We start from the raw sequence: 9,342 nt of genomic DNA on the forward strand, positions 1-9,342 counted from the left end.
GGCCTCCACCGGCCGCGCGAGGACACCGAGACCCCGACCGAGACCTCGACCCCGACCGAGACCTCGACCGAGACCTCGACCGAGACCTCGACCCCGCCCCAGGTCGGCTCGTCCGGTCCATCAGATTCATCGAGCGTGTCAGATTCGCCAGGCTCGTCAGGTCGGGCGGACCCGGTTGAACAGGAGCACCTGCGTTGACATCCCCGGCCAGCGTGGCGGTCACGACCCCCACCTTCGACGACGCCGTCGCCCGCTACGAGCCGGTGATCGGGCTGGAGACACACGTCGAGCTCGGCACCGCCTCGAAGATGTTCTGCGGCTGCTCCACGGTGTTCGGCGCGGAGCCCAACACCCAGGTATGCCCGACCTGCCTGGGGCTGCCCGGATCGCTGCCGGTGGTCAACGAGGCCGCCGTGCGGTTCGCCATGATGATCGGCCTTGCGCTGAACTGCTCGATCTCGTCCTGGTGCCGATTCGCGCGTAAGAACTACTTCTACCCGGACATGCCGAAGAACTTCCAGATCAGCCAGTACGACGAGCCGCTGTGTGAGAACGGCTGGCTGGACGTGGAGGTTGACGGGAAGATCCATCGGGTCGGCATCACCCGCGTCCACATGGAGGAGGACACCGGCAAGTCCCTGCATGTCGGTGGGGCCACCGGGCGCATCCACGGGGCCACGCACTCGCTGGTCGACTACAACCGGGCCGGGATCCCGCTCGTCGAGATCGTCACCGAGCCGGACGTCCGCTCACCGGAGGTCGCCCGCGCCTACGTCGACGAGCTGCGTGAGCTGTGCCGGGCGCTCACCGTCTCCGACGTCCGCATGGAACAGGGTTCGCTGCGTTGCGACGCCAACGTCTCGTTGCGGCGGCGTCCGGCGCCCGGCGAGCCGGTGGCACCCTACGGCACCCGCTCGGAGACCAAGAATCTCAACTCGCTGCGGTCGGTGGAGCGGGCCGTCCGGTACGAGATCGTCCGGCAGGCGGGTCGCCTGGACGCGGGCCTTCGGATCGTCCAGGAGACCAGGCACTTCGACGAGGCGTCCCCGTACGACGTCGACCGGCCGATCCAAGGAGGAGGCGACCGACTACCGGTACTTCCCCGAGCCCGACCTGACACCGCTGGCGCTGACCTACGAGTACGTCGACGCGGTCCGGGCGACCATTCCGGAGCTGCCGGCGCAGCGGCGCGCCCGCCTTGCCGTCGACCACGGCATCTCGCCTAGCGACATCGTGAAGATGCGTAATGCGGGTGTTCTCGACCTGGTCGAGGAGACCATCTCGGCGGGCGCGCCGGCCGAGGCGGCCCGCAAGTGGTGGCTGAACGAGCTCGCGCGCCGGGCCGCCGACGCGGGCGTACCACCGACGGGCCTCGCGATCGGGCCGGTGGATGTCGCCCGCATCGCGGCGCTGGTCGCGGCGGGTGAGCTCACCGACGCCCTCGCCCGTAAGGTCATCGACGGCGTTCTCGCCGGCGAGGGCGCACCGGACGAGGTGGTGGCCAGCCGCGGCCTGAAGCTGGTGTCGGACGACGGTGCACTTTCGCAGGCGGTGGACGCGGCCATCGCCGCCCAGCCCGCCATCGCGGACAAGGTCCGGGGCGGCAAGCTGAACGCGGTCGGCCCGCTGGTCGGCGCCGTCATGAAGGCCATGAAGGGTCAGGCCGATGCGAACGCCACCCGCACGCTCCTGCTGGAGCGCCTGAAGGAGTAGGTGGAATCTGTCGATCTGGTGACATTTCCCACCTACGCCTGGCGACCATCGGTGTTGGTCATAGGTGGAAATGGTTACCAGGGCGGCGATTTCCACCTACCGCTCGAACGGTACGCGACGGTAATGCCACATTTTTGTGACAGCCCTCGGCGTGTCACGGGACTGGACGTGTGTGGCCGTCCGTAGACTTGGTCGCGCACCCGGAGGAGGACCGGAGCAGGACGCTGGTGATCCCTCCGGATGCACGATCATGTTTTAGCGCGCCGGAGGCCTCGTGGTCGCCAAGGATCATGGCGCGCCCGGTCACCGTTTCCGGGAGGAGTGCGCGCCAAGGTGCCTCTCACCCCCAGTGGGTTCACCGCCTCGACCTCGCGGCGACGCGGGCGAAGCCGGACCCGAATGCTCGTCGTGGTGGTGGTCGTCCTTGTGCTGGTGGCCGCGGCCGCTGTCGGGTACGTCCTGAAAACCCGCGCCGATGCGCGTGCCGCGGACCGGGCGGCGACGACCGCCGCACAGGCCTACCTTTCCGGCTGGCAGAGCCTGGGTTCACCGGGCGACGCGGGCGGCGACGCCAGCGCTGTCGCAGCCGCGCAGGAGCGGGGTAAGGCCGGCGTGACGGCCGTGAGCGTGCCGGGGACGATCGCGGTCGACCAGCTCGTGGCGACGATGGTCGACGTCCGCACCAAGCTGAACGTGACCGGGGCCCGATTCGTTGCCAGAGCCCTGACGCGCCGCGACTCGAACGCGACGGTCGGCTACTCTGCGTCGCTCACCCTTGCAGGCTTTGGCGAGCCGTTCGCCTACGACGGTGTGCTCCGCCTCGTGCAGCAGGGCAAGGCGTGGAAGGTGCAGGCGCGTCCCGACTCGGTCAACCCAGCCCTGGCGCCCGGTCTACGGCTGGACCGCACCTCCTCCACGGGCAAGCGGGGACAGCTGCTCGACGCCAACGGGCAGCCGCTCGGTGCTGACGCGGAGCTTGCCGGCAACCTGATCGGTCAGGTCGCCCCGTCGTCCGGGCTGCAGCGCGTCTATGACGCCGACCTCGCACCGCAGGGCGGCACGGTAGTCGTCCGCAACGATCGGAACGAGACTGTCAGCACGCTTCGGACATACCCAGTTACCGATGGCAAGGATGTGCAGACCACGCTCGACCTGAACGTGCAGCGGGCCGGCGAGGCGGCGATGGCGACCGCCGCTAAGCCCAATGGGGCGCTGGTCGCGGTCGACACCCGGACGGGCGGGGTCCTGGCACTGGTCAACCATCCGCTGAACGGATACAGCCGGGCGGTGATCGGCAGATATCCGCCGGGTTCCACCTTCAAGATTGTCACCGCGACCGCGGCGTTGATCGCAGGCAAGGACGCGAACACGTCGCTGGACTGTACACAGACGGTGGCCATCGGCGGGCGTACGTTCCAGAACGCCGAGTCCGAGCAGTTCGGTCCGATCCCGCTGCGGGCGGCGTTCGCGCGTAGCTGCAACACCGCGTTCATCCGCCTGGAACAGTCGCTGCCGGACTCCGCGCTGGAGCAGGCCGCGAAGCTGTACGGCTTCGACGGCAGCCAGCCGCTGCCGATCGCAAGCGTCGGCGGCTCCTTCCCGACGCCCAAGGATGCGGTCGAGTCGGCGTCCGCGGCGATCGGGCAGGGCAAGGTGTCCGCGAGCCCGCTGCAGATGGCGAGCGTCGCGGCGGCCGTCGCCAGTGGGACCTGGCGCCAGCCGTTCGTGGCCGGCACCGCGCCCAGGAGCAATGCGTTGCCGCTGGCGGTGGTCGCGCCGCTGCAGGATTTCATGCGCGCGGTGGTCACCGAGGGCACCGCGAACGGGGTGGCCTTCCCCGGCGAGGTGCACGGCAAGACCGGCACGGCCGAGTACAAGGACGGCAACCCGCCGCCGACGCACGGATGGTTCGTGGGCTACCGCGGCACCGTGGCCTTCGCGGTCGTCGTCGAAGACGGCGGCTTCGGAGCGCAGTCGGCGGCGCCGGTCGCGGCCCGTTTCCTCGCGGGCCTCGCCGCCCCCTGACGCCGCCCCCTGACGCCGCCCCCTGACGCCGCCCCCTGACGCCGCCGCCTGACGCCGCAGCCCCGTCGGCCGGTCACAGCGTGCCCGCTGACCGGTCAGCGGGTCAGCGGGTGCCCCGGCCAGCCGTGACCAGGGCGATCTTTCTAGGTTTGTGCGATCAACAAGGCCGTTTCCGGCGTACAAACCTCGAAAGATCGCCGGTGGCCGGTGGCCGGTGGCCGGTGGCCGGTGGTCGGGGGAGGCGGGTGAGCGCGATGGTCGTCCGGGCTGCGGTGTTTCGTCGCGGTTGCGACGGGGACCTTGACGGCGGCGCGGATGTCGGGGAAGGTAAGCGCATGGTCCCCGGCATCCTCGTACGTGTAGAGCGCGCGTAGGCGAAGCAAGACTCCGCGCGCCGCCCCTCAGTGCCTCCTGGCACGGGGGGTTTTTTTATGCCCGGCGCTACCAACCTGTCACCACCGCGGAACGTCAAGGAAGACGATCAGATGAGCAGAGAGATCACCGGAGCGCAGTCGCTCGTGCTTTCCCTCGAGGCGGTCGGGGCCGACGTGGTCTTCGGCATCCCCGGCGGCGCGATCCTGCCGGCCTACGACCCGCTGTACGACGCCGAACGCCTCCGCCACATCCTGGTCCGTCACGAGCAGGGCGCCGGGCACGCCGCAGAGGGTTACGCCCAGGCGACCGGACGGGTCGGCGTGTGCATCGCGACGTCCGGGCCGGGCGCGACGAATCTGGTCACGCCGATCGCGGACGCCTACATGGACTCGGTACCCATGGTGGCGATCACCGGCCAGGTGCCGAGCGCGGCGATCGGGACGGACGCCTTCCAGGAAGCCGACATCTGCGGCATCACGCTGCCGATCACGAAGCACAACTTCCTCGTCCACAGCGCCGACGACATCCCCCGCACGATCGCCGAGGCTTTCCACCTCGCCGCGACCGGACGTCCCGGGCCGGTCCTGGTCGACCTGCCCAAGGACATCCTGCAGTCGACCACGGCGGTACTGCCGGGCGACATCTGGCCACCCACGCTGGAGCTGCCCGGCTACCGACCGGTCACCCGGCCGCATGCCAAGCAGGTCCGGGAGGCGGCGAAGCTCATCAGCGCCGCCCGCCGCCCAGTCCTGTACGTCGGCGGTGGCGTGCTCAAGGCGCGGGCCGCCGTCGAGCTGCGCACGCTCGCCGAGCTCACCGGCATCCCGGTGGTGACGACGCTGATGGCGCGCGGCGCGTTCCCCGACTCCCATCCCCAGCATCTGGGCATGCCGGGCATGCACGGGTCGGTCGCCGCGGTCACCGCGCTACAGAAGTCAGACCTCATGATCACCCTGGGTGCCCGTTTTGATGACCGGGTGACCGGGAAACTCGCCTCCTTCGCGCCGAAGGCCGCGGTCATCCATGCAGATATCGATCCGGCCGAAATCGGGAAGAACCGGGTCGCGGACGTGCCGATCGTCGGCGACTGCCGGGAAGTGATCATCGATCTCATCGCCGCGTTGCAGGCGGAGACGCGGCCGGACCTCACCGGTTGGTGGCGCCAGCTCGACGGCTGGCGCCGGACCTACCCGTTGGGTTATGACCGACCGGCGGACGGCTCGATCGCTCCCCAGTACGCCATCGAACGGATCGGGAAGATCGCCGGTCCGGAGGCGCTGTATGTCGCCGGGGTCGGCCAGCATCAGATGTGGGCGGCGCAGTTCATCTCCTACGAGCACCCGTACACCTGGCTGAACTCCGGTGGCCTGGGCACCATGGGCTACGCCGTGCCCGCGGCGATGGGCGCCAAGGTCGGTCGGCCGGACGCCATCGTGTGGGCGATCGACGGCGACGGCTGCTTCCAGATGACAAACCAGGAGTTGGCGACCTGCGCGCTGGAAGGCATCCCGATCAAGGTTGCGATCATCAACAACGGAGCGCTGGGAATGGTCCGCCAATGGCAGACCCTCTTCTACGACAAGCGTTACTCCAACACTGAACTGGGCACGCATCCCGACGCTTCCAACCGACGCTCGCGCCGGGTGCCGGACTTCGTGCGCCTGGCTGAGGCGCTCGGTTGCGTGGGCATGCGGTGTGAGTCGCCGGACGAGGTCGACGCCACGATCGAGAAGGCCATGGCCATCGACGACGCGCCGGTCGTGGTTGATTTCATCGTCCACCAGGATGCGATGGTGTGGCCGATGGTCGCCGCCGGCGCGAGCAATGACGAGATCAGGGTCGCTCGCGACATCGCCCCCGCCTTCGACTACGAAGAGCTCTGAGGATCTGAGGAGAGGTCTGGTCAAGGTGACCACGCATACACTGTCGGTGCTGGTGGAGAACAAGCCCGGCGTCCTCGCCCGCGTTGCGGGGCTGTTCTCCCGGCGCGGTTTCAACATCGAGTCACTCGCGGTCGGACCGACCGAGCACGATGACGTCTCCCGCATGACGATTGTCGTGGCCGTCGACGAGCTGCCGCTCGAACAGGTCACCAAGCAGCTCAACAAGTTGGTCAACGTCATCAAGATCGTTGAAATGGACCCGGCGGCGTCGGTGCGGCGGGAGCTGGTTCTGATCAAGGTGCGGGCCGACATGTCGGTCCGTTCCCAGGTCCTGGAAACCGTCACGCTGTTCCGTGCGAAGGTGGTCGACGTCGCGCCCGACGCGGTAACGGTGGAGGCCACCGGTACCCGTGACAAGCTCGACGCTCTCATCCGGATGCTCGAACCGTTCGGTATCAGGGAGCTGGTCCAGTCCGGCATGGTCGCCCTCGGTCGAGGTTCCCGGTCGATCACCGATCGCAGCCTGCGCGCTCTCGAGCGCACCGCGTAGCTCACCGCCTTTTCGACGGACAGAAAGAAGAGAGTTGCCCACGATGGCCGAGATCTATTATGACGCCGACGCGTCGCTCGACAACATCAGCAATCGGAAGGTCGCCGTCATCGGGTACGGCAGCCAGGGCCATGCGCACGCCCTCAACCTGCGCGACAGCGGTGTCGACGTCCGGGTCGGTCTGCCTGAGACCAGCCGTAGCCGGGCGAAGGCTGCCGAGCAGGGCCTGCGGGTGCTCACGCCGGCGCAGGCGTCCGCCGAAGCGGATGTGATTATGCTGCTCGCGCCCGACACGGCCCACCGCAAGATCTATGCGGAATCCATCGCCCCCAACCTCTCGCCGGGCAAGGCCCTCGCGTTCGGGCATGGTTTCAACATCCGGTACGGCCTGATCGAGCCGCCGGCCGGGGTGGACGTTTTCATGGTCGCCCCGAAAGGCCCCGGGCACCTGGTCCGGCGGACCTTCACCGAGGGTAAGGGTGTTCCGGTGCTGGTCGCGGTGGAGGCTGACGCGTCCCACAGCGCCCTCCCGCTCGCACTGGCATACGCCAAGGCGATCGGCGGCACCCGCGCCGGCGCGCTGCGCACGACCTTCACCGAGGAGACCGAGACCGACCTCTTCGGCGAGCAGGCGGTCCTGTGCGGGGGCGCGAGCGCGCTGGTGCAGGCTGGTTTCGAAACGCTGGTCGAAGCCGGATATCAGCCCGAGGTGGCCTACTTCGAGTGTCTGCACGAGCTGAAGCTGATCGTCGACCTCATGTACGAGGGCGGCATCAGCCAGATGCGGTACTCGATTTCCGACACGGCCGAATACGGCGACGTCACCCGCGGCCCGCGGGTGGTGACCCCGGCGGTAAAGGACGAAATGCGCCGCATCCTCGGTGAAATCCGCGACGGGACGTTCGCCCGTGAGTGGATTGCCGAGGACGACGCGGGACGCCCGCAATTCACCAAGCTTGTCGAGGAGGGCAAGGGCCACCCGATCGAGCAGGTGGGCGCCCGGCTCCGTCCGTTGATGTCCTGGATCGCGACACCCACCGACTGACCGGTACCGACCGGCACCGACCGGTGGGGCCTGCACGCGCGGGGACCCCACCGGTCGGTAGGCTGACCGCGCCCGCCGGTACGCCTCGCTGGCGGCCGCAGTCCCCGGAGCATTCAAGGAGCCCTACCGTGCCCGTCGTTCTGGTTGCCGAGGAGCTGTCACCAGCCGGGCTGGAGCTGCTGTCCAGCGAGTTCGAGGTTCGTCACGTCGACGGGGCCGACCGGGCCGCGCTCCTGGACGCGGTGGGCACCGTCGACGCGCTGATCGTGCGAAGCGCGACCAAGGTGGACGCGGAGGTGCTGGCGGCGGCCGGGTCGCTCAAGGTCGTCGCCCGCGCCGGGATCGGGCTGGACAACGTCGATGTCGCGACCGCGACGACCCGCGGTGTCATGGTCGTCAACGCTCCGCTGTCGAACATCGTCAGTGCCGCTGAGCACGCTGTTGCGCTGTTGGTGGCGGTGGCCCGCCGGATTCCCGCGGCGAGCGCGGCGCTGCGCGCCGGTGAGTGGAAGCGGTCGAAGTACGTCGGGGTCGAGCTCGCGGACAAGACCGCGGGTGTGGTCGGGCTCGGCCGGATCGGGGTGCTGGTCGCGCAGCGGCTGTCGGCGTTCGGCATGCACATCGTCGCCTATGACCCCTACGTCTCGGTGGCCCGCGCCGCTCAGATGGGCGTGCGCCTGGTCGAGCTCGACGAGTTGCTGCGCATCAGCGACGTCATCACGATCCACCTGCCCAAGACCCCGGAGACGCTCGGTCTCATCGGCAGGGACGAGCTTGAGCGCGTCAAGCCGGGTGTGATCATTGTCAACGACGCCCGCGGCGGGCTCATCGACGAGTCGGCGCTGGCCGACGCCATCCGCGACGGTCGGGTCGGCGGCGCAGGTATCGACGTGTTCGCCACTGAGCCGACCACGTCCTCGCCTCTGTTCGACCTCGACAACGTTGTGGTCACTCCGCACCTGGGGGCCTCCACCCAGGAGGCTCAGGACAAGGCCGGCCTCGCGGTCGCCCGGTCGGTGCGCCTGGCCCTCAACGGCGAGTTCGTGCCGGACGCGGTGAACGTGCAGGCAGGCGGGGTGGTGGCTGAGGATGTGCGCCCCGGACTGCCGCTCGCCGAGAAGCTCGGGCAGCTGTTCACCGGCATCGCCGGTGGTCTTGCCGCAGCGATCACCGTCGAGGTCCGTGGCGAGATCGCCGCCCACGACGTGTCGGTCTTGGCGCTCGCCGCCCTCAAGGGGGTGTTCACCGACGTCATCGAGGAGCCGGTCACTTACGTCAACGCGCCGCTCCTGGCCAAGGAGCGGGGGGTCGCCGTCCAGCTTGAGACGTCCGAGGACAGCCCTGACTATCGCAATCTGGTGACGGTGCGCGGGGTGCTGGCGGACGGCACGCCCGTGTCGGTCAGCGGCACGCTCACCGGCCCCCGCCAGGTCGAGAAGGTCACCGCGATCGACGAGTTCGAGGTGGACCTCCGCCCCCAGGCGCACCTGGCGTTCTTCCGTTACTCCGACCGGCCGGGCGTGGTCGGAGCGGTCGGCGCGCTGTTGGGTGAAGCGCAGATCAACATCGCGAGCGCGCAGGTCAGCCGGCGCAAGGCCGGCGGTGAGGCTCTCATGTCGCTCTCCCTCGACGACGCGGTCCCGCACGACATCCTGGTTGAGATCGCGAAGATCATCGGAGCGTCCGCGGCGCGCGCGGTCAGTCTCGGCGACGAGTAGACGAGTAGACGAGTAGACGAGTAGACGAGTAAA

At 69.0% G+C, this 9,342-nt stretch carries 5 protein-coding genes and 2 pseudogenes; all 7 read left to right on the forward strand.

The window, feature by feature from the left end; genetic code table 11:
• Window positions 1-198: pseudogene (locus U9977_RS22580) on the forward strand (hypothetical protein); the annotation flags it as partial.
• A gap of 14 nt (window positions 199-212) precedes the next feature.
• Window positions 213-1,713, forward strand: a pseudogene (gatB, locus tag U9977_RS22585) (Asp-tRNA(Asn)/Glu-tRNA(Gln) amidotransferase subunit GatB).
• A gap of 333 nt (window positions 1,714-2,046) precedes the next feature.
• The gene (locus U9977_RS22590) at window positions 2,047-3,738 is read left to right on the forward strand and encodes a penicillin-binding transpeptidase domain-containing protein (protein WP_322751295.1); all 1,692 of its coding nucleotides are present in this window, start codon (window positions 2,047-2,049) and stop codon (window positions 3,736-3,738) included.
• Between the two features lie 431 nt (window positions 3,739-4,169).
• Window positions 4,170-5,996, forward strand: coding sequence for an acetolactate synthase large subunit (locus U9977_RS22595; protein WP_322751296.1), 1,827 nt, complete (start codon window positions 4,170-4,172; stop codon window positions 5,994-5,996).
• Between the two features lie 25 nt (window positions 5,997-6,021).
• Window positions 6,022-6,546 carry an acetolactate synthase small subunit gene (gene ilvN / locus U9977_RS22600; RefSeq protein WP_322751297.1) on the forward strand — a complete coding sequence of 175 codons (525 nt, stop codon included), beginning with the start codon at window positions 6,022-6,024 and terminating at the stop codon, window positions 6,544-6,546.
• A gap of 43 nt (window positions 6,547-6,589) precedes the next feature.
• Window positions 6,590-7,591 carry a ketol-acid reductoisomerase gene (gene ilvC / locus U9977_RS22605; RefSeq protein ID WP_322751299.1) on the forward strand — a complete coding sequence of 334 codons (1,002 nt, stop codon included), beginning with the start codon at window positions 6,590-6,592 and terminating at the stop codon, window positions 7,589-7,591.
• 128 nt (window positions 7,592-7,719) lie between these two features.
• A complete protein-coding gene (gene serA / locus U9977_RS22610) occupies window positions 7,720-9,309 on the forward strand; it encodes a phosphoglycerate dehydrogenase (protein WP_322751298.1) in 1,590 nt (529 codons plus the stop codon).
• Window positions 9,310-9,342: the final 33 nt, after the last annotated feature.

The organism is Protofrankia sp. Cas8 (assembly GCF_963555845.1).
Taxonomy (GTDB): domain Bacteria; phylum Actinomycetota; class Actinomycetes; order Frankiales; family Frankiaceae; genus Protofrankia.